This window comes from Sorangium sp. So ce302, assembly GCF_051530145.1.
In the GTDB taxonomy this organism is placed as follows: domain Bacteria; phylum Myxococcota_A; class Polyangia; order Polyangiales; family Polyangiaceae; genus Sorangium; species Sorangium cellulosum_B.
This window is the reverse complement of the sequence record NZ_CP150326.1, coordinates 11226188-11245352: the sequence shown is the minus strand read 5'-3', so window position 1 is coordinate 11245352 and position 19165 is coordinate 11226188. Positions and strand designations below refer to the sequence as shown.

Genomic DNA, 19165 nt, shown 5'->3' with positions numbered 1-19165 from the left:
ACGGGGCACGCTCGCGCGTGTCCCCGCCCGCACCGGACGACCGCGAGGGGCCGCCGATGTGAATGTGTAGGCGGGACCCTAGCAAAGAAGCAAGGCCGAGTCAGCGGCGCGCGGAGCGTGGGGGGGGGACCCGGCGCCGCGCGCCGCTGACTCGGCCTTGCTTCCCCTTGCTTCCCCTTGCCTGATTGCCTCCGTTCTCTGCGTACCCTCCGTACCCTCCGTACCGTTTCTTCCCCATGGTTCGCGCTGAGTCCCCGCCCGAGCGTGGGACGGCCGCCGGGAAGCCGGCGCCCGAAGCGAATGTGGACGCCGGTGCGCCGTCCAACGCCGGCGCGCGCCCGCCGGCCCAGCCGGCGGTTGGCAGAGCGCGACGCGCCGGACCCCCCTCGCGATGTTCCAATTGCTCCTGGAAAACATCGATTCGAGCAGACAATTGCCGTTCGGCGCAAAAGTTGCTACCCACAGGAAATGTCCCCGCTGCGCATGCTGCTCGAACGCCGCAGGAGCGTGGTGATCATGGGGGTCCTGAACCGCACGCCGGACTCGTTCTCCGACGGCGGTCGCTTTGCGGATGAAGATACGGCTCTCGCGCAGATCGATGCGATGCTCTCCGAGGGGGCAGACATGATCGACATCGGCGCGGAGTCGACGCGGCCGGGCGCGCGGCCCGTGCCGGATGACGAGCAGATCGCGCGCATCGGCGGGAGCGTGCGCGACGCGGTGAAGAGGGGAGCGGTGGTCTCCATCGACACGACCTCTCCCGCCGTCGCGGCGCGCGCGCTCGACGATGGCGCGGCCGTGGTCAACTCGATCTCGCTCGACAGCGCGGCGGAGCTCGGCGCGCTCTGCGCTCGGCGCGGGGCGTCGCTCGTGCTCATGCACAGCCGCGGCCCGATGTCGGCGATGGCCGGCTTCTCCGCGTACCCCGACGACGCCTACGACGACGTCGTGGCCGACGTGGCCCGCGAGTGGTCGAGCGCCGCCGCGCGGGCGCTCGAGGCAGGCTTGCCGGACGGCGAGCTCGTCCTCGATCCGGGCCTCGGCTTCGCGAAGAACGCGCGCCAGTCGCTCGAGCTGTGCGCCAGGCTGCACGAGCTCTGCGCCCTCGGCTTTCCCGTGCTCGTCGGGCCGAGCCGCAAGTCGTTCCTGGCGCGCGCCGCGGCCTCGGAGGCCGCGGGGGGAGGCGACGGCGGGGAAGCGCCGCTCGCGCCGCCCCCGGACCGCCTCGGCGGCACCGTCGCCGCCGCGATCGCGTGCGCCGCGCGCGGCGCCGCGGCCGTCCGTGTCCACGACGTCCGCCCCGTGCGCCAGGCCCTCGACGTGATGCGCGCGATCGAGCGCGCGGGCGCCGGCGACCGTCGGCGCCCGGACGGCCCCGTCGCCCAGGGGGCGCGCGGCGATGGTTGAAGGGTTCCTCCGACTCTTCTCGGTGAGGCCGGCGACGCAGGTCATCCGGGACTTCGTCGACATCTTCATCGTCGCCTACGTCGTCTATCGCGCGCTCCTCGTGCTGCGCGGCACCCGCGCGATGCAGATGGGCCTCGGGCTCGGCATCGTCTTCCTCATCTATCTCGGGGCGAAGATCTTCGGCCTGACGACGCTCCTCAACCTCCTCTCCTGGCTCCTCTCCTCGATCATCCTCATCGTGGTCGTCGTCTTCCAGAACGACATCCGCCGCGCCCTCATCCGCGTGGGCGGCAGCAACTGGTTCACGAGCGGCCGCGAGCAGCAGTCGCGCGTCATCGACGAGGTGGTGGCCGCCGCGACCGAGCTCGCCCGCCACCGCATGGGCGCGATCATCGCCTTCGAGCAGGACGCCAACGTGCTGGAGTTCGTCAAGAGCGAGGGGATCCACATCGACTCGGTCGTCACCCGAGAGCTGCTCGTCTCGCTGTTCGTCCCCGAGTCGGTGAACAAGCTGCACGACGGCGCGGTGCTGATCCGCGATCTCAAGATCGCGCGCGCCGGCGTCTTCTTCCCGATGCCGGAGACCAAGATCCTCGACGCCAGCCTCGGCTCCCGCCACCGCGCCGCGCTCGGGATCACCGAGGAGACCGACGCGGTCGTCGTCGTCGTCAGCGAGGAGCGCGGCACGATCAGCTTCTGCTTCAGCGGCAACATCGTCTCGAACCTCGATGGCCAGTCGCTGCGGCACGCGCTGCTCGGGCTCTTCGGCCGCTCGTCGCGCAGGCGGCGCTTCGCCAAGAAGGTCGCCCAGGTCGGCCGCGCGAGCCTCCCCACGCCGGCGGCGCGCGGCCCCGCCGTGGGCGCGACGCAAGGCGCCGGGCAGGCGCACGAGCCCGCCAAGCCCGCCGCCGCGAAGCCCGCGCCGATCGAGGCCAAGCCTGCAGCGCCGGTCTCGAAGACGTCCTCGATGATCAAGGCGGCCGTGGACCCCGACGCGCGGCCGATGGCGCGGATGTCGACGTCCACGCCGATGCGCTCGGGCGCCGAGGCGCGCGCCGCGACGGGATCCAGCGCCGACCTGCGCGCCGCGGCCGGGGCCGGCGCCGGGGGGACGGCCTCGCCGCAGGACGCGGATCGCCCGTCCGAGCGCGGCCGGCCGGCCATGGTCGACGTCCCCGCGGCGGCCGCGACCGACTCCCCCGTCCCGTCACAGCGCACCTTCGTCCCGACCGGGCAGGTCGCGGCGACCGCCGCATCCAAGGGGAGCGCGGAGGGGATGCCCCCGCGAGATGAGCCATGACGCTTGCCGGCATCCGCGAGGCGCTCCGCTCGGCGCTGCTCGACAACCTCAGCCTCAAGCTGCTCTCGATCACCTTCGCGCTGTGCCTCTACGCCTTCATTCACGGCGCGGAGAACGCGCAGCGCACGCTGATGCTCAGCGTCGTCTCGATCCTCCCGCCCGAGTCGAGCAACCGGCAGCTCATGACCCAGATCCCGAACGAGGTGGCGGTCACGGTGCGCGGCTCCCGGACGCAGCTCGACGACCTGCGCGCCGAGAGCCTCGGGACGCTGCGGCTCGATCTCCGCAACGGCACGGTGACGCACATCGACCTCGACGCGTCGATGTTCCACGTGCCAGCCGGGCTGATGGTCGAGCAGATGTACCCGTCGACGATCGAGCTCGGCTGGGACGACGTCGTCACCCGGGCCATCCCGGTGCACGTCCCCCGCACCGGGGACGTCGCGCAGGGGTTCCTCGTGAAGGGGATGGTCTCGGTCGAGCCGCCGATGGTCAGCGCCCGCGGCCCGCGCTCGGTCGTCGACGTGATGCAGCTCGCGCGCACCGCCCCGTTCGACATCAGCGGGCTCACGGAGGGCACCTACCAGCGGCAGCTGGCGCTCGATCGGCCGCCCAAGCTCGTGACGTACAGCTTCGAGAGCGTGATGGCGACGCTCGAGATCGGGCGCGAGCTCGCCACGCGGACGTTCGAGCGCAAGGTCGAGGTGATCGGCATCCCGCGCGCGACGGTCGCGCCGGCCGTGGTGCAGGTGAGGATCACGGGGACGCCGGAGGACGTGGGCGCCGTCAACGCCGACGCGATCGTGGCGCGCGTGGAGCCCAAGGCGGCGAGCCTCGATCTGAGCCAGCCGGGCAGCGACTTCCTCGACGTGCTCGTCGACGTTCCGCGCGTCACCGCGGAGGTCAACCCGTCGAAGGTCATGGTGAAGTGGTGAGCGCGGCGCGCTGACGCTCCGCCGCCGCACGTCAGCGCGAGAGGACCACGAGCTCGCCCCGCGCGAGCCGCGCGGACAGCGCGCTCCCCCGCGCCTTCGTCGCGCCCGGGATCCTCGCCGCGGCCTGGCTCACGGCGAGCGGGCAGCGCCGGCGTCCCGGGACAGCCCGAGCTCGCCGAGCAGCGCGCGCAGCTTCTCGGGCCCGCGCTTCGGATCGGCAAGCTTGACGATGGCGTAGCGCTCCTCCTCGGTCAGCTCCGCCAGGCGGCCGAGCGCGCCCTCGTCGAGCGCGCCGTCCGGGCCGAGCCGTTCGCGCAGCCGCGCGCTGACGCTGTCCCGATCCCAGGCCGCGCGGCGCACCGGCGCGCCCGCGAGGGGGGCGAGGGCGACCCCGGCGCGCTCCGCGAAGCCGCGGAGCACCTCGGCGTAGACGGCGACGTCCTCGTCCGTGTCGGCCGGCAGGTGACACAGGGCGAGCCGCTCCGCGCGCGACAGCGCCTGCCACCCTGCGAGCGAGATCTTGATCTCGGCGAGGTCCAGCTTCCGCCGCACCGAGAGCGGCACACAGTCGAGCAAGGTGTGGACCTCGCCCTCGAGCGCGAACTGCCTGTACATGGTGGCTCCATTCTATACCCGCTGCCCGCGCCCCGGGCGCTCCGCGAGCGCGGCGCTGCCCGGAATGGGATGCGCGGCGCGGTTGCGCTAGCCTGCCGATGTGCGCCGCTCCGGGCTCCTCACGACGCTGCTCGCGTTGCTCACGCTCGCGTCGCTGACGCCGAGCGCCCACGGCCAGGTCGCGCCGTCGGCCGCGGCGCCGGTGCCGCTCGACCGCGTCGTCGTGCGCTGGCATGCGCCGGAGACGGGCGGCGTGCGCCGGCCTCAGTTCATCTTCGAGCGGGAGCTCGCCTTCGAGGCCCGCCTCGAGGCGCTCGCCGATCCTGACGCGGAGCCCGGGCTGTACCGAGACAGGCATGTGCGCGCCGCGCTCGACAGGCACATCGCGGAGACGCTGCTCGCCAGCCTGCCGATCTCGCCGGCGCCGACCTCGGCGGAGGTGGCGCAGCGGGCCGAGGCCGCCCGGATCGCGCTGGAGCAGCGCGCTCGCGGCCGCGCGCGCCTCCTCGCCGCGGCGGCCGCCGAGGGGATGAGCTCCGACGAGCTCGACGCGCTGCTGCGCCGCCAGGCGCGCGCGAGCTTGTACCTGGATCGCATGGTCGCGCCGATGCTCGAGCCCACCGATTTCGAGCTCAAAATCGTCCTGCGCTCCGGCGCCACGCCGTTCAAGGATCAACGCTACGAGGAGGTCGCCCCGGCGCTGAAGCGCTGGTATGTCGGGCAGCGGCTCGCCCAGGCGCTCGACGCGTACTACCAGAACGCGCGGGCCCGGGTCTCCTTGAGCATCACGCCCGCTCGCTGAGCCGCGCCGAGCGACCGGCCAGCTGCGCGCCACGTCGAGCTGCACGCCCGGGCGGCAGGAGAGCAGAAGTCCATCTCGCGGGTCGATTCCACCTCTCGATAGCGAAGGACAGCACCAGACATCGTGAAGAGGGCTCACGAGCCGTTGCTCATGCAGAGGATGGAGGCCTCTCTTTCAACAACTCAGGCGTTCGGTGCGGCGAGCCGGTGGCATCGCGGCGCGCGCCGCTACCGCGCCCGGAGGCCCGCCAGGCACCAGCCGGCCTCGCCGAAGCAGATGGGATGTTTCGGGGCGACAGCGCAACGCCCTTCCTGGACAAGAACATGTCCACCCACGCTGCACTGCAATCGAGACTGACCCGCTCTGGATCTGCGTCGGTCGTTGCGCCGTTACAACGCGATGCGTTATCCTGTCGACCAAGGGCGATCTGCCTGCGCGGCCTGTGCTCCGCGGCATGGTCCTGCGCGCGCGCGCAGGATCCGCTCGCTGGCGCGGCGCGTTCGGTGCGCCGGCGAGCGTCAATGACGCTCAGCGGGGCCGACGGCTCGCCCCGGGTTCAACCCAGGAGAGAGACGAGCACCGCGGTGACGCCCCGGCCGGGTGTCGACATGAAAAGCCAGGTTCGTGGTCCCGAAACACGCGGCACATCGTCGTGCGCGGCGGCGCCATCACGCTGCGAAAGCTGCGAAAGCGCAGCTGGCCGGGGCTCGCCAATGCAGCCTTCCTGTCCGTGTCACGTGCGCGGCGCGCACCCGGTAACGCACCAGGGGGCACCCGTGAATTCTTCTGGCAACACTTCAGGCAGCGCGAGAGCCAGCGCGAGCCTGTTTTTGGTGCGACGCGTCATTCTAGGCCCCCGTTCCTGGCCCGAGGAAGAGAGCGGGTCCTGCTTAACCAAGTGATTTCGATTACTTAATAATAACGCGCCGCAGAAGATGACAAACTGCCGAAGGGTGTTCGGAGACCTTTGACATGAACAGAACGTTCCTGTTAACTGTGCCCCCCGCGGGCCCCGCATGTGTGGCAGCGGGTGGCTCTTTCCCACAGAGTCAACTTAGATTCTCTTGACAGGCCACTACCTCTGCCGCGCTTGGCCATCTGGCCGAATCACCTCCCATCACCCCAAGCACACTCCCAGAGAATGGATAGGAGCGTCGTTCGATGACATCACTTATGAGAGACAGGTCGTCGGTCCCCAGCAAGCGAATCGCGGGTCGGCGCGCCGCTGTCCGAGCCCTCGGGCTGCTTTCCGTCTCCGCCCTTTGCCTCACGGCGGCGCCGCGGTCGGCTCACGCGGTGGGGAGCGAGAATTTTGAGTGGCACTGGTACTCACGCCTCGGCATGGCGTGGTCCCCGGTCTACGGGCAGAACGTCCAGGGCGCGTCCCTGAACCTGCTCGGGTTCGGCATCGGCGGCCGCTACGAAGAGGGCGATTACTCCGAGCCGTCGTTCGTCGCGCACGTGGTGAAGGGCGCGACGCCGGATGACTTCTACGTGAAGTCCGAGATGACGTTCGCCATCTGGAACCAGTACGGCGGGCCGTTCATGCAGCCGTCCTCGAACGGCGGCCAGTCGATCACGGTGCAGTTCAACCAGGCGTACATCGAGGCCGGCAACTTCCTCGTCCCGGGCCTCAGCGTCTGGGGCGGCGCGAAGTTCTTCCGCGAGCAGTACGCGCCCATCGGCGACTACTTCTACCTCGACGATCTCAGCGGCCAGGGCGGCGGTATCAAGTACGGCGGCCTGCAGCTCGCGATCCTCGGGTATCGGGGCTTTGGAGCCACCACCCCCCCCTACAACGTCGACGTGAACGGGGACGCGCCGGGCGGGGGCCTCGAGCGCTTCCGCACCATCTTCGCCGGCAACTACAAGGCGGAGTTCGGCGGCGAGGCCAAGCACCACGTCAAGGTCCACGGCGAGTTCCATGTCCTGCCGGCCGCGAAGCTGGGCGAGGGCTACGCGGTGCCCGACAACGCGCCGGCGGACTTCGGCGGCGTCATCGGCGCGAAGCTGCACCTCGGCCTCGGCCAGGGCAACTTCAGCGACACGGCGGTGCGCTTCGGCACCGGCATCGCCAACGGCGCCGCCGGCGGCGCGAAGACGTACCAGACCTGGGGCACCGCGAACGACGAGGGCACCTTCGCGGGCTCCTTCGCCATCGAGGCGGTCGAGCACCTCGGCTTCCGGCTCGGCGACGCCGCCGCCCTGGAAGGTCTCGCCACCTTCCACTACACGAAGGCGGCGTACGAGGCCGAGGGCGCCGCGCCCCCCACGGCCCTCGAGAAGCAGATGGACTTCTCGGTCCAGGCGAACGCCACGATCTTCGCGCACAAGAACTTCCACCCCGTCGTCGAGGCCTCGTTCCAGGGCCGTAAGGACGGCGACGGCGAGCTGGGCACCGCGGTCAAGGTGTCGGTCGTCCCGACCCTCGTGCCGACCGGCGAGCTGAGCGCCGGCGCGCGGCCGCACTTCAAGCTCATCTACTCGCTGGCGATCTACAACGACGCGGCGAGGGATCAGGCGATGTCCGGCTACCTGCAGAGGACGGGCGCCGGTCCGGGCGTCGGCTCGAAGCTCGGCCAGTACATCGGCGCGCGCACCGACTGGTACTTCTAGACCGCTCGGCGCTCGAAGCCGCCGCTCCCTTCCGTTCCCTCACCCACCCTCAGGCCAGCGCCCCGGCGCCGCGATCGCGGCGCCGGCGGCGCGCCCTCACGCCGTGTCGCTGCGCGACTCGCTCGCGATCTCCTGCGAAGCAGGCCCGGCGTCGTCGTCTACCGGCCCCTGGGCCTCGTGGTAGTGGTGCGCGAACGAGCGCGCCGCGCGGCGCGCCTTCAGGAACTCCGCGAACGCCGTCAGCGTGTCGAGATCCCGCGGACCGAGCGCCTCGGCGATGTCGCGGAGGTTCTTGCGCAGGCTCTCCACGCTCTTGCCGCGGCGGGGCTCTCGCGTCTCCTCGCGCTCGCGCGCCGGCGGCTCCACCGCAGGGACCGCCGGGACGACCGGCTCCGGACGAGACGGCACCTCCGGCACCCAGAGCGGGCGAGGGACCGGGTTCAGCGCGTGGGCGCTCAACCACGCCTCCATGAAGATCCGCAGCCGCTCGCTACGGAACGCGAACCAGCGCTCCCGCTCCGGACCGTAGGACATCAACACATCCTTGAAGCGACGGAACGCGCCCTTGCCATCGATCGCCTGGCTGAGCTTCGCCTGGAGATCCATGTCTTCCACCATCGGGATGTAGCGCTCCATCCACCGGTACTGCTCGCGCGAGCTCACGGGATCGATCCGGAGGTAGTTCGCGTCTGCCGCGATGCGCGCGTGCATCTGCGGATCCGCCACGCCGTCGACCACCCGCAGCACGTCGCCCGTGCCGAGGTGCAGGTACGAGTGCACCTCTGGGGCGTTGTTCTCGAAGGCGTCCTCCAGCGCCTCCCAGTCGATCGGGATGTCGCGAACGGCCGTCCCGCCGGCTGAAGCATTCTCGGTAGTCGGCATGTCCTCCTCGTCTCCATCGAAAGCAGCGAGGCGGCGGTGGGCTGGCCGCGCGCCTCGGTTCAAGTGCACCAAGTTTGAACGGAAATGCGCCGTCGTCATAGCACTCTACGCTGGTTGGGGGCTTCTGGGCCTAACTCTCGCAACCTAGGGTTGATTCCTTGATCCGGAAGCCCGTTCGGCCGCCGAGCCGCGGCGCGATGACGGCTCGGGAGAGAGCTTCGGAAGACCTGGTTCAAGCGGAAAACAGCGTGGAAATTCAGGGGAATCGGCGAGTGCTCAGCTGCGCTTCGAGCGCGTGCGGGCGACGGCGTCGGCCCAGCGGTGGAGGTGGGCGGCTCGAGCCGCCTCGCTCATCTCGACCTGGAAGCTCTGCCCCACACGGGACATGCGGGCCGCGTCCTCCTTCGTGAGGAAGAGGCCGGCGCCGACCCCGGCGAGCATTGCCGCGCCTCGCGCCGTCGTCTCCAGGTCGGTGGGGCGCTCGATAGCGACGTTCGCCACGTCCGCCTGGAACTGCATGAGCAGGTCGTTCGCGGCAGCGCCGCCGTCCACGCGCATCCGGCGCAGCGGGTGGCCCAGGTCGTCGGCCATGGCCCGCACGAGATCCGTCACGGAGAGCGCGATTCCCTCGAGCGTCGCGCGGGCGAGGTGCGCCGCGGTCGTGCCGCGCGTCACCCCGGAGATGATCCCGCGAGCGTCCGGATCCCAGTAGGGCGCGCCGAGGCCCGAGAGCGCCGGGACGAACGTGACGCCCTCGCTCGAGGGCACGCTGCGGGCGAGCGCCTCGATCTCCGCCGCGCTCTTGATGAGGCCCAGGCCGTCGCGGAGCCACTGCACCGCCGCACCGGCGATAAAGGCGCTTCCCTCGAGCGCAAAGACCACCTCGGAGCCGATCTTCCACCCGACGGAGGTGAGCAGGCCGAAGCGGCTCCTGAGCGGGCGATCGCCGATGTTGGCCAGCACGAACGCGCCGGTGCCATAGGTGCACTTCGCGTCGCCCGTCGCGAAGCAGGCCTGGCCGAAGAGGGCCGCCTGCTGGTCGCCCGCGATGCCGGCGATCGGGATGCCGTCGGGCAGGTGCGGGAAGCCGCGAGTCGCCGCGATGCGGCCCGCCGAGCCCACGATCTGCGGCAAGAGCGAGCGCGGGATCTGGAGCATCGCGAGCATCGCGTCGTCCCAGCGCAGCGACGCGAGGCCCATGAGCAGGGTGCGCGACGCGTTGGTGACGTCGGTCGCGTGCACCGGCGAGCCGCCGGCCGCGTCGCCCGAGAGCCTCCAGACGAGGAAGCTGTCGATGGTGCCGAAGCAGAGCTCGCCGCGCTCGGCGCGCGCGCGCGCGCCGGGCACGTTGTCCAGGAGCCACGCGAGCTTCGTGCCGCTGAAGTACGGATCGAGCACGAGGCCGGTGGTCTCCTCGACCGCCTGCTCGTGGCCCGCGGCGCGGAGCTCGGCGCAGCGCGCCGCCGTGCGGCGGTCCTGCCACACGATCGCGCGGTGGATCGGGCGCCCGGTCGCGCGCTCCCAGACGAGCGTCGTCTCGCGCTGGTTCGTGATGCCGATGGCCTTGATCGCGCTGCCGGCCACGCCCGCCGTCCTGAGCGTCTCGCCCACGGCATCCTGAACGCTCTGCCAGATCTCCTCCGGGTCGTGCTCGACGAGGCCCGGCTCCGGGAAGTGCTGGCGAAATTCGCGCGTCGCGCGGCCCAGCGTCGCCCCCGACGTGTCCATGAGGAGAGACGTCGTTCCGGTGGTGCCCTGATCGATCGCGAGGAGGTACGCGGAATCCATGCGGCCGACTAACGCGGCGGCATGTGGGCGCATAGCCGTTCCAGGCGACGCCTCCCTGAGATGCAGGGCCCGGTAAGCTAATCATCCGGTCAGGTATCCATGCGACAGCCGACGACAGCCGCCCCGGGCGGTCGGGCTCGGCGCAGGTGTTTCCAGCGGGCCGAAGGCGCATTTTGCGCGGCCCGGCACGGTCGCCTCCCGCGGCCGGCGCTGGACTTCGGCCGGAAAGATTGTCGGTCCGTGCCCGGCTGGGTAATCTGCCAGAACCGATGGCCCGCCTCATCCTGCAGACCGCCGAGGGCCAGCAGGCGATCGATCTGCGACCCGTGAACTCGCTGGGGCGCCACCCGAACAACTCCATCCAGTTGCTCGACAAGATCGTCTCCAAGGAGCACTGCATCATCGAGCAGCGGGGCGATCACTTCGTCCTGCGCGATCTGGGGAGCCTGAACGGCACGTTCATCAACAGCGAGCGTGTCCGGGGCGAAGCGCCGCTGAAGCACGGGGACGAGATCGCCCTGGGGTCCACGCGTGGCCGCTTCGACGATCCGGCCGCCCCGGTCGCGCCGCCCCTCGTCCCGGGCTGGCCGCCCGTGGTCAACCACCAAGGCGCGGCGCCGGCGCAGCCGCCGGGCCACGGGTATCCGCCGCAGCAGCCGCAGTACCAGCGCCAGCCGCCACAGCCGCCGCTCCCGGGCACGCCGGTGGCGCCGCCGGTGACGCGGCAGCCGTACGTGCCGCCGCCGCCGCTGGGCGCCGGGCCGGGCGGGACCGCGCCGCTGCCGGGGCGCTCGGGGGCGCACGGAGGCTCGTTCGTCGCGCAGGGCACCCGCATCGACGTGAACGATCAGGCCCGGCAGATCGGGACGCAGATCGCCGCGGTCGACAAGGGGTTCCTGGCGTTCGATCGGATCGCCAACGACATGAACCAGCTGCGCGCCGACTACGAGCGGCTGCGCCTGTCGCACGAGCTGTCCCGCGAGATCGCCGCCGAGCGCGACACGACGAAGCTGCTCGAGAAGATCCTCACGAGCGTGTTCAAGTTCATCCGCGCCGACCGCGGGGTGATCTTCCTGCGCAACGAGAACGGCGAGCTCACCCCGCAGGCCATGCAGCGGCGCGACGGGACGACGGCCCCGATCAGCGTGTCGTCGACGATCCTGAACCACGTCGTCCACGAGCGGGCCGCGGTGCTGACGCACGACGCGGCGATGGACTTCGCGGCGTCGAAGGGCAAGAGCATGATCTTGAACCGGATCAGCTCGGCGATCGTCGCCCCGCTGCAGCACAACAGCGAGGTGCTCGGCGTGCTCTGGCTCGACTCGGAGACGCTCGCGCAGTTCCAGCCCAAGGACCTCGAGCTGGTGACGGCCATCGCCTACCAGGCGGCGATGTTCATCGAGATCAACATCCTCGGGAAGAAGATCGAGAACGAGATCGTCACGCGCGAGCAGCTGCGCCGGCTGCTCTCGCCGAACATCGCCGAGCGCGTGCTGAGCGGCCAGCTCGCCGTGAAGCAGGGCGGCCAGCACGTCGAGGAGTGCACCGTCTTCAACAGCGACATCCGCGGCTTCACGCGCATGGCCGAGAGCAAGCGGCCCGAGGAGCTCGTCGAGATGCTGAACCTGTACTTCGAGCGGATGGTCGACACCATCTTCCAGTTCGAAGGCACGCTCGACAAGTTCATGGGCGACGGGATCATGGCGCTCTGGGGCGCGCCGGTCGCCCACCGGGACGATGCGGTCCGCAGCGTGGAGTGCGCCCTGAAGATGGGCGAGGTGCTCGGCGAGTTCAACCGCGAGCGGCTCGAGAAGGGCGAGCTTCCGCTCGCGGTCGGCATCGGGATCCACACCGGCCCGCTCGTCGCCGGGTACATCGGGAGCTCGAAGGCGCTCAGCTACACGGTGATCGGCGACGTGGCGAACACGTCGGCGCGGCTCTGCTCCATCGCGCTGGCCGGACAGATCGTCATCAGCGAGAGCACGTACGCGCAGCTCGGGGGAAGGTTCGAGACCGAGGAGCTCCAGCCGGCCAAGGTGAAGGGCAAGGACAAGCCGGTCACGATCTACAACGTCATCCGGAGCCGGCCGATGTCGCAGGTCCCGGCGAACGCCTTCATCCACGCCGAGCCGACCAACGCCCTCCCCGAATGACCGAGGTGACGCGGCGCCTCGGCCGATCGGCCGGGGCGTGCGCGCGCGTCATCCCGTGGACGATGCAGCGCGGCAGCACAGCGCCGTAGCCGTCCGCCCGCTGCAGCGTTAGGGTCCGGGCCGTGGCTGCTTCGATCCTACCCTTTGAGAAACCTGTCGCAGAGCTCATCGAGAAGGTGCGGGAGCTGCGCGCGCTCGCCGCGGCGGACCCGCGGTTCGAGCCGGAGCTCGCCCAGCTCGAGGACAACACGGGCCGGCTGGCGCGCGAGATCTTCGCGGGCCTCACGCCGATGCAGAAGGTGCTGCTCTCGCGCCACGCGAACCGGCCGTACACGCTCGATTACATCAAGCGGCTGTTCACCGACTGGGTCGAGCTGAAGGGCGATCGGCGCTTCGCCGACGACTGCTCCATCGTCGGCGGGCTCGCGACGTACCACGGGCGGAGCGTGGTGGTGGTGGGCCACCAGAAGGGGCGCGGCGCCAAGGAGAACGTGAAGCGCAACTTCGGGATGCCGCACCCGGAGGGCTACCGGAAGGCCATCCGGCTCTACGAGATGGCCGACAGGTTCGGGCTGCCGATCCTGACGTTCATCGACACGATGGGCGCCTACCCGGGCATCGGCGCCGAGGAGCGCGGCCAGAGCGAGGCGATCGGCGCCGCGCTCGCCGCGATGGCGCGGGTCGGGGTGCCGATCGTGGCGACCGTCATCGGCGAGGGGGGCTCGGGCGGCGCGCTGGCGCTCGGCGTCGCCAACCGGGTGCTGGTGCTCGAGTTCAGCTGCTACTCGGTCATCTCGCCGGAAGGCTGCGCGGCCATCCTCTGGAAGGACGGCTCCCGCGCCGACGAGGCCGCGGCCCGGCTCAAGATCACCGCGCCGGATCTGCTGCAGCTCGGCGTCGTGGACACGATCGTCGAGGAGCCGACCGGCGGCGCGCACCAGGATCACGACGACGCCGCGGTGCGGCTCGACAAGGCGCTCTGGGCGACGCTCACGTCGATGGACGGGCTCGGGCCGGAGGAGATCGTCGACGATCGGTACCGCAGGTTCCGCGGGCTCGGGTCGTTCGTGGGTTAGGCGGCGCGCCGCCCCGGCTGGCTCTCCTCGAGCGCCGGGGCTATACGGCTCGCGGATGGACTACGGCAAGGCGATGCGGATGCTGCTGCTCGTGGGCACCAGCGCCGCCGCCGGCGGCGCGGTCCTCTGGACGCAATCGAGGTTCAACGCCTCGGACCGCAGGGCGGCGCTCGGCATCGTGCAGCAGTACCGCCCCGAGGGCGGCCGGAGCGTGCCGGAGGCGATCGGCGCGCGGCACCCGGGAAAGGCGCCCGCCTGGAGCGCCACCACCGAGTCGGCCTGCTTCCAGCACGTCCGCGTGCGCGCGACGATCGAGGGCGAGGCGCGCGCGCGGTACGACTTCCTCGTCGACATCAACGGGCCCTCGATCCACCCGGGCAACGCCGAGGGCGAGGCGATCCTCGGCGAGCTCACGCTCCGGCCGGCCGAGTCCGCCGCGGCGCCGGGGGCGCCGTGAGCGCCGCGAACGTCCGGGTCGCGCTGGTGGGCTGCGGGCGGTGGGGGGAGAAGCTCCTCCGCGCGCTGTCGGAGAACGCGCGGGCGCGCGTGGTCGCCGTGGCGGACGTCGACCGCGGCCGCCTCTCGCGGGCGCGCGCGCTCGCCCCGCGCGCGCGGCTCGTGCGCACGATCGACGAGGCGCTGGCCGCGCGCGTGGACGCCGTGATCGTCGCGACCCCCGCGGCGAGCCACGCCGAGCTCGCGCTGCGGGCCCTCGAGGCCGGCGCCGACGTCTTCGTGGAGAAGCCGCTGGCCCTCTCCGCTGCGCAGGCCGATCGCTGCGCTTCCCGCGCTGCGGCGCTCGGCCGGATCGGCATGGTCGGCCACCTGCTCCGCTACCACCCCTCCGTGGTGCACCTCGTCGCGCTCGCGCGCGAGCGGCGCCTCGGCGATCTCGTGAGCTTCAGCGCGGCGCGCCTGTCGATGAGCGTCGGCGCCGCCGGCGCCGGCGGCGGGGCCCGATCGGCGCTCTGGACGCTCGGGCCGCATGATCTCTCGTTGCTCTCGGCGCTCGACTCGAGCCCGCTCGCCGAGGCGCGAGCCCACCTCGCGCCGTGCGGCGAGCTCGTCACGCTCGAGGCGCGCCTCGAGAGCGGCCTCGCGGCGCGGATCGAGCTCTGCTCGTCGAGCCCGACGAAGGAGCGGCGGCTGCGGCTCGTCGGCAGCGTGGGCGTCGCGGTCTTCGACGACGTGCGCGCGCCCGACCGCATCGTGTTCCTGGACGCGCGCGGCGCCGCGGCGGGCGCGCCGTCCAGCGAGCGCGCCGCGCACCTCGAGCTCGCGCCGGCCGGGCGCGAGCTCGAGGTGCCGTGGCGCGAGCCGCTCTCCGTGGAGATCGAGCACTTCCTCCGCTGCGTCGAGGACCGCGCGCCGCCGCTGACGCCGCTCGACGAGGGCGCCGCGGTCGTGCGGATCCTCGAGCGCGTCGAGGCGACGCTCGCCCCCGTCGGTGCGCGGGTGGTCGCCGCAGGGTGACGTGCGCAGCCGCGGTCCGCTCCCGCTCCGGCTAGCCCGAGGCGCCCGGGAGGGCGCGGAGAGCGCCGGGGCGGTCGAGCCCTGACGGAGCCCTGGAAACCTCGGAGACACCGCGGGATCCGAGAAAAGCGGAGCGGCGCCCGGTGGACGCGCCGCGGCGCTTTGCAGCGCCGGATCGGCGTGGTACTGCCGTCGCCTGGAAGGGCACGATGCCGCAGGATCCGAAGCTGACTCCCACTCAGGTCAAGGCGCCGCACGGCGCGCGGGTGATGGAGATCCACTGGGCCGACGGCCACCGCAGCGTCCTTCCGCACGAGCTCCTGCGCGGGTACTGCCCGTGCGCGAACTGCCAGGGGCACGGCGGCACGATCAACTTCGTGCCCGGCGGCGACCTGAACGTCCGCGAGATCGAGCAGGTCGGCAACTACGCGCTCCAGTTCACGTGGGGCGATCGGCACGACTCGGGCATCTACACCTTCCGGTACCTGCGCTCGCTCTGCCAGTGCGACGAGTGCAAGCCACAGTTCCAGCCGCCCCGCTCGAAGTGACCACCTCCCGCCGCGCCCCCAAGCCTCAAGCTGCTCCGACGGCACGCGCCGAGCGGCAGCTCGATCCGTTCCAGATCGTCGACTCGTCCTTCGTCGCCGGCGCGGGCTCGCTCGCGTCGCTCCCTCCGCCCGTCAGCGCGGAGGTGGCGTTCGCCGGGCGCTCGAACGTCGGCAAGTCGAGCCTCATCAACACGCTCGTCGAGCGCAAAGGGCTCGTCCGGACGAGCTCGAACCCCGGCTCGACGCGGCAGATCAACCTCTACGAGGCGCGGGCCCGCGACGGCGCGGTGTTCCAGCTCGTGGATCTGCCGGGGTACGGCTTCACCCGGCGCTCGAAGTCCGAGAAAGCGGCGTGGGCGTCGCTGATCGAGGGGTACCTGCGCGGGCGCGTCACGCTCGCCGCGGTGCTGCTCCTGGTCGATGCGCGGCGGGGCCTCGAGGAGGACGATCTCGAGCTCATCCGCTTCATCGAGGCGTCCCGCGACGTCGCGCGACGGCCGGTGGAGCTGCTGCTCGTCGCGACGAAGGTCGACAAGGTGCAGCGCTCGTCGGTCCGGCGCGCGCTGGACCAGCTGTCCGCGGCGGCCCCGCGCATGGCGGGCGGCGCTCTCCGCCGCGCGATCGGCTTCTCGTCGATCACCGGCGAGGGCAGGCGGGATCTCTGGCTCGCGATCCGGCGCGTGACGCAGCTCGGCGGCGCGGCGCCGTCATCGAGCGGCGGCACCGCGCGCGAGGACGATGACCAGCGGACGACCGACGGCTGACCTCGCAGAGGTGCGAGATACGCGCAGAAACAGCGCGTCTCGCCGCGGAACAGGGCCGATGGAAGTATTGACCCGCCCTGTGACCCTCCATTAACGTGCGGCTCCTCCGGTTCCGCGGGGGAGTCACCAGAGCCGACTGACACGTCGCGGGGTCGTTGCAGAGCAAGACGCGCGTGCCGGCCCATGTTCTCACCGGCTGCCCCAACGATGCCCGACTACTCCGGCCAGGTCACGCACGTCCACACGGCGCTGACGCCACTCTGGTGGATTCCGCTCCTGCCGATGCTCGGCGCGGTGATCAACGCGCTGTTCGGCCGCGCGTTGCAGCGGAGCGCGTTCGGTCGCGACGTGTCGAGGCGGCTCCACATCGGGAGCTTCGGCGTCACGCTCGTCGCCGTGGGCGCCATGCTGGGCGCCTTCGCTCTCGGGCTCGCGAGCTTCGTCCAGCTCGTCGGGCTCGCTCCGGGGGAACGCGCGCTCTACAGCTTCGCCTGGCAGATGGTCCGCATCGGATCGCTCGACGCGAACTTCGCGTTCGTGATGGATCCGCTGAGCTGCCTCATGACGCTGATCATCACCGGCGTCGGCACGCTCATCCATGTTTACGCCGCCTCGTACATGGAGGCAGAGCCGGCGTACTGGCGATTCTTTACCTACCTGAACCTCTTCGTCTTCTCGATGTTGCTCCTCGTCCTCGGGGACAACTTCATCGTGATGTTCTTCGGCTGGGAGGGCGTCGGCCTCTGCAGCTATCTGCTCATCGGGTTCTGGTACAGCGACTACAAGAAGGCCTCCGCCGGCATGAAGGCCTTCGTCGTGAACCGGATCGGCGACTGGGGCTTCGTGTGCGGCCTGGCGCTCCTCTTCTGGGGCCTCGGCGCCAGGTGGCTCGACGACGGCCGGTTCCTCTCCGATTACCGCGCGCGCTTCATCGCGGTGGCCGCGGAGGCGCGCGGCGATCACGGCGCCTCCGCCAGGGCGCAGGACGGCGCCGGGGGCAAGGCGGGCGAGCGCAGGGCGAAGCCGCTCGCCGGGGCGAAGGGATACCTCACCTTCACCGGTCATCCCGGCGCGCGCGTGTACCTCGGTATCGCCGACGCCGCTCAGCTCGCCTCGAGCCCGCGGCCGTTCGGCGTGTCCCCCTTCATCCGCAAGGAGATCGACGCCGGGGCGCACTCGGTGGTGATCGTGCCGGGCGACGGCGCCGTGATCGGGGGCGACGGCGTCGAGATCGCCGCGATCGAGCGGATGCGCGTCGAGCCGGGCAAGGAGATCGTGGTGGCGACCGTGGGCTCGACGGTCACGTTCCGCGAGATCCACGATCAGCTCGTCATCAAGGACGCGAGCGGCAAGGCGTTCCTCAAGGATGCCCTCGAGTCGAAGACGGTGTGGGGCGGCGTCGCGCTGATCACGCTGGCTTGCCTCTTCCTCTTCGTCGGCGCCGCCGGCAAGAGCGCCCAGATCCCGCTCCACGTCTGGCTGCCGGACGCGATGGCCGGCCCGACCCCCGTCTCCGCGCTGATCCACGCCGCCACCATGGTCACGGCCGGCGTCTACATGGTCGCGCGCCTCAGCTTTCTGTTCTCGCTGAGCCCGGTCGCAGGCGGCGTCATCGCGCTGATCGGGGCCTCGACGGCGCTCCTCGCGGCGACGATCGGCTTCTTCCAGTACGACATCAAGAAGGTGCTCGCCTACAGCACGGTGAGCCAGCTCGGCTTCATGTTCATCGGGGTCGGCGTCGGGGCGTACTGGGCCGCCGTGTTCCACCTGATGACGCACGCCTTCTTCAAGGCGTGCCTGTTCCTCGGCTCCGGCTCGGTGATCCACGGGATGCACGCGGTGGAGCACGACGAGGCCGCGGCCCAGGACATGCGCAACATGGGCGGCCTCCGCCGCGTCATGCCGCTCACGGCGCGGACGTACCAGGCGGCGTGCCTCGCCATCACCGCCGCGCCCATCCCGTTCTTCGCAGGCTTCTGGTCCAAGGACGAGATCCTCTGGAAGGCGTTCGGCACCGAGAACACCGGCCCGATCCCGGGGCTGCTCCTCTACGGGATGGGCCTCGCGGCGGCGCTCGGCACGTCGTTCTACATGTGGCGGAGCTACTTCCTGACGTTCGAGGGACCCCACGCCCGCAAGGAGATCGAGACCCAGGTCCACGAGTCGCCGCCGGCGATCACCTGGGTGCTCGCGGTGCTGGCGGTCCTGTCGGCGTGCGCGGGCGCGGTGTTCGGCTTCTCCAGCCACTTCGTCGGCGGCCACGGCGAGCCCCTGCTGGAGGCGTGGCTCCATCCGGTGTTCGCTCACGCGGAGGTCTCGTTCCGGCGCCACGGGCTGGGGCTCGAGCTCGCGCTCATGGCGCTCTCCGTCGGCGGCGCGGTCGCCGCCTTCTCGCTCGCGCGCGCCCGCTACGGCGCGCGTCGCTCCGCGCGCTGGGCCGAGGAAGAGCGGCGGCTCCCGGGCTTCCAGCTCCTCTCGAACAAGTACTACGTCGACGAGATCTACGACGCGACGGTGGTGCGCGCCGCCCTCTCGCTGCGCCTCTTCTTCGCCGAGATGGACCGCTGGATCGTCGACGGCATCGTCAACGGGGTCGCGGTCCTGGCCCGGGCCGCCGCCTGGGTCACGGGCGCCATCGATCGGTACCTCGTCGACGGCGTCGTGAACCTCGTCGCCGAGGGCACGCTGAGCGCCGGGGCGAAGCTCCGCTCTCTGCAGACCGGGCGCATCCAGAGCTACGTCTATTTCCTCCTGGGCGGCGTCGCCTTGTTCAGCATCGTTCATTACTTCCTGCGGTGAACGGCCG

15 protein-coding genes are annotated in these 19165 nt (G+C 71.2%); 12 read left to right on the top strand and 3 right to left on the bottom strand.

The features are described 5' to 3' along the window. Positions 1–468: 468 nt before the first annotated feature. From folP to WME73_RS42545, 3 genes are read left to right on the top strand one after another with little or no spacing between them, the layout of a single operon-like run. On the top strand, positions 469–1407 hold the full coding sequence (gene folP / locus WME73_RS42555; protein WP_437741983.1) for a dihydropteroate synthase: 939 nt from the start codon (positions 469–471) through the stop codon (positions 1405–1407). Further along, complete coding sequence (gene cdaA, locus WME73_RS42550; protein WP_437741982.1) at positions 1400–2707, top strand: diadenylate cyclase CdaA; 1308 nt, start codon at positions 1400–1402, stop codon at positions 2705–2707. Before folP ends, cdaA begins: the two co-directional genes overlap by 8 nt. Further along, entirely contained in the window at positions 2704–3642 is a 939-nt protein-coding gene (locus WME73_RS42545) for a CdaR family protein (protein WP_437741981.1), read from the top strand. The genes cdaA and WME73_RS42545 overlap by 4 nt, the downstream gene beginning before the upstream one ends. Before the next feature lie 129 nt (positions 3643–3771). Here WME73_RS42545 and WME73_RS42540 read toward each other — a convergent pair whose 3' ends face one another. Further along, positions 3772–4257 carry a nitrate reductase associated protein gene (locus WME73_RS42540; protein ID WP_437741980.1) on the bottom strand — a complete coding sequence of 162 codons (486 nt, stop codon included), beginning with the start codon at positions 4255–4257 and terminating at the stop codon, positions 3772–3774. 100 nt (positions 4258–4357) lie between these two features. Between WME73_RS42540 and WME73_RS42535 the strand changes: the two genes are divergently transcribed. Together WME73_RS42535 and WME73_RS42530 are read left to right on the top strand one after the other, a co-directional pair. Continuing rightward, entirely contained in the window at positions 4358–5059 is a 702-nt protein-coding gene (locus tag WME73_RS42535; RefSeq protein WP_437741979.1) for a hypothetical protein, read from the top strand. Positions 5060–6220: 1161 nt separating this feature from the next. Next, a complete protein-coding gene (locus WME73_RS42530) occupies positions 6221–7675 on the top strand; it encodes a carbohydrate porin (protein ID WP_437741978.1) in 1455 nt (484 codons plus the stop codon). Between the two features lie 96 nt (positions 7676–7771). Here WME73_RS42530 and WME73_RS42525 read toward each other — a convergent pair whose 3' ends face one another. Both WME73_RS42525 and glpK read right to left on the bottom strand, forming a co-directional pair. Beyond that, positions 7772–8557 (bottom strand): UPF0158 family protein, encoded by a 786-nt coding sequence (locus tag WME73_RS42525; RefSeq protein WP_437741977.1) that lies wholly within the window; start codon positions 8555–8557, stop codon positions 7772–7774. Positions 8558–8833: 276 nt separating this feature from the next. Then, complete coding sequence (glpK, locus tag WME73_RS42520; RefSeq protein ID WP_437913318.1) at positions 8834–10345, bottom strand: glycerol kinase GlpK; 1512 nt, start codon at positions 10343–10345, stop codon at positions 8834–8836. A gap of 269 nt (positions 10346–10614) precedes the next feature. Between glpK and WME73_RS42515 the strand changes: the two genes are divergently transcribed. From WME73_RS42515 to WME73_RS42485, 7 genes are all read left to right on the top strand, one after another. Further along, positions 10615–12498 carry an adenylate/guanylate cyclase domain-containing protein gene (locus tag WME73_RS42515; RefSeq protein ID WP_437295481.1) on the top strand — a complete coding sequence of 628 codons (1884 nt, stop codon included), beginning with the start codon at positions 10615–10617 and terminating at the stop codon, positions 12496–12498. A 122-nt stretch (positions 12499–12620) separates the two neighbouring features. Further along, a complete protein-coding gene (locus WME73_RS42510) occupies positions 12621–13574 on the top strand; it encodes an acetyl-CoA carboxylase carboxyltransferase subunit alpha (protein ID WP_437741975.1) in 954 nt (317 codons plus the stop codon). 55 nt (positions 13575–13629) lie between these two features. Further along, complete coding sequence (locus WME73_RS42505) at positions 13630–14031, top strand: hypothetical protein (RefSeq protein WP_437741974.1); 402 nt, start codon at positions 13630–13632, stop codon at positions 14029–14031. Further along, positions 14028–15047 carry a Gfo/Idh/MocA family protein gene (locus WME73_RS42500; protein WP_437913317.1) on the top strand — a complete coding sequence of 340 codons (1020 nt, stop codon included), beginning with the start codon at positions 14028–14030 and terminating at the stop codon, positions 15045–15047. The genes WME73_RS42505 and WME73_RS42500 overlap by 4 nt, the downstream gene beginning before the upstream one ends. A gap of 209 nt (positions 15048–15256) precedes the next feature. Further along, a complete protein-coding gene (locus WME73_RS42495) occupies positions 15257–15595 on the top strand; it encodes a gamma-butyrobetaine hydroxylase-like domain-containing protein (protein WP_437741972.1) in 339 nt (112 codons plus the stop codon). Then, entirely contained in the window at positions 15592–16359 is a 768-nt protein-coding gene (gene yihA / locus WME73_RS42490; RefSeq protein WP_437913316.1) for a ribosome biogenesis GTP-binding protein YihA/YsxC, read from the top strand. The genes WME73_RS42495 and yihA overlap by 4 nt, the downstream gene beginning before the upstream one ends. Positions 16360–16566: 207 nt before the next feature. Further along, positions 16567–19158: an NADH-quinone oxidoreductase subunit L gene (locus WME73_RS42485; RefSeq protein ID WP_437741970.1), complete on the top strand. Its 2592-nt coding sequence runs from the start codon at positions 16567–16569 to the stop codon at positions 19156–19158. Positions 19159–19165 lie beyond the last annotated feature (7 nt).

Excerpts from the sequence above, each read along its gene's own strand:
- WME73_RS42485 (WP_437741970.1), top strand. The coding sequence starts at position 16,567 with ATGCCCGACTACTCCGGCCAGGTCACGCACGTCCACACGGCGCTGACG.
- WME73_RS42505 (WP_437741974.1), top strand. The coding sequence starts at position 13,630 with ATGGACTACGGCAAGGCGATGCGGATGCTGCTGCTCGTGGGCACCAGC.
- WME73_RS42545 (WP_437741981.1), top strand. The coding sequence starts at position 2,704 with ATGACGCTTGCCGGCATCCGCGAGGCGCTCCGCTCGGCGCTGCTCGAC.
- cdaA (WP_437741982.1), top strand. The coding sequence starts at position 1,400 with ATGGTTGAAGGGTTCCTCCGACTCTTCTCGGTGAGGCCGGCGACGCAG.
- WME73_RS42495 (WP_437741972.1), top strand. The coding sequence starts at position 15,257 with ATGCCGCAGGATCCGAAGCTGACTCCCACTCAGGTCAAGGCGCCGCAC.
- WME73_RS42540 (WP_437741980.1), bottom strand. The coding sequence starts at position 4,257 with ATGTACAGGCAGTTCGCGCTCGAGGGCGAGGTCCACACCTTGCTCGAC.
- glpK (WP_437913318.1), bottom strand. The coding sequence starts at position 10,345 with ATGGATTCCGCGTACCTCCTCGCGATCGATCAGGGCACCACCGGAACG.
- folP (WP_437741983.1), top strand. The coding sequence starts at position 469 with ATGTCCCCGCTGCGCATGCTGCTCGAACGCCGCAGGAGCGTGGTGATC.
- WME73_RS42530 (WP_437741978.1), top strand. The coding sequence starts at position 6,221 with ATGACATCACTTATGAGAGACAGGTCGTCGGTCCCCAGCAAGCGAATC.
- WME73_RS42515 (WP_437295481.1), top strand. The coding sequence starts at position 10,615 with ATGGCCCGCCTCATCCTGCAGACCGCCGAGGGCCAGCAGGCGATCGAT.
- WME73_RS42525 (WP_437741977.1), bottom strand. The coding sequence starts at position 8,557 with ATGCCGACTACCGAGAATGCTTCAGCCGGCGGGACGGCCGTTCGCGAC.